Origin of the sequence: Brevibacillus reuszeri (assembly GCF_002897295.1) — a bacterium.
Classification (GTDB): Bacteria; Bacillota; Bacilli; order Brevibacillales; family Brevibacillaceae; genus Brevibacillus; species Brevibacillus reuszeri_A.
In genome coordinates this window covers 1-1,227 of record NZ_BEXF01000099.1, presented here as the reverse complement: position 1 = coordinate 1,227, position 1,227 = coordinate 1, and the positions used below count along the sequence as shown (strand labels likewise).

Annotated in this window: 1 protein-coding gene; it reads left to right on the top strand. The window is 45.2% G+C overall.

All coding sequences use genetic code 11. The features are described from left to right. Positions 1-33 precede the first annotated feature (33 nt). Positions 34-1,227, top strand: a 1,194-nt coding sequence (locus tag C3B52_RS35570; RefSeq protein WP_164685085.1) for a DNRLRE domain-containing protein, incomplete at its 3' end; no start/stop codon positions are given.

Sequence of the window (1,227 nt, the reverse complement as noted above, 5' to 3'; positions counted from 1 at the left end):
AACGGCCATTTACGATAGGAAAGGGGGAGGAACATGCCAGTAGTTACATTATCTAAAGCAAACTCTGTTACTAGAGATAACGAAATCAACACAGCAGTACCGTCAGGTAGTTATCCTTCGGGTAATCCTATTTCTGTTGGTAGAGCTACCTCGATCACATACCGCGAGTTGCTATTCTTCGATTTAGGATTAATCCCAAATGACGCTATCATTAATAGCGCGTCGTTGAAATTGCGGAAATCTGGCGGTTCAGCTGTCGCTTATCCTATAGGTGTGCATAAAGTCACGTCGCCTTGGACAAATGCAGTTACTTGGAATACGCAACCTAGTTTCAATGACACACCCGATGCGTCCCCATCAATCGGAGGGAACGCAAACACAGACTACACAATTGACATAAAAGCATTAGTACAAGCATGGGTTAGCGGAGAAGCAAATAACGGCATGTTGCTAAAATTTACAGATGAAACCATTTCATTTGACCGTTTTCACTCTTTTTACTCGTTTGAAGACGGGACAGTAGTATTCCAACCAACCCTAACCATCGACTACACCATCCCGACAACAGGCAAAAAACAGGTGGAGTATGTGGGGGCTGGAACGCCTGCTTATACATCTGGCTCAACAACTGCGACAGCACCTGTACCAACAGGCGCAAGTGTTGGCGACTTGGTAGTCGCTCATTTTGCGGTTAGTACAACCGCAGCAGTAACATTACCGTCAGGATGGACATTAGCAAAGTCTACGGTAAATGGTGTTTGGCAGTATGTGATTGCCTATAAAAAAATTGCGTCAGGTGACGGCGCATATACGTTCAGAGCACCTACAGCGCTAAACTGGAACATGTTTACCTATGCATTTAGAAATGTTGCGAATGTCCTGTCGCCAAATTCTGCCGCATTTTCTGGCGTTTCATCGGTAAAAGCGCCTTCTACTTCTGTAACAGCCAGTAAGACCGCTTTTGTATTGATGACGATGAATGATGGCAATAACAATGCAACGCCACCGCTGAGTTATAACGAATTGGCCGATGCAATAGTTTCTGCGGCGTATGGGTCAGAGGTAAGCATGCGATATATGCACAATCTCTTATCCCAGGCCAACACGGACATGCAAACCAATATCGGATTTAACTGTAATGGTGTGACAAACGTTTTTGCACTTGAGCCTATCACCAACAACCCGCCAACGCTCACACTCACGTCACCTGCCGATAATCAGACATTA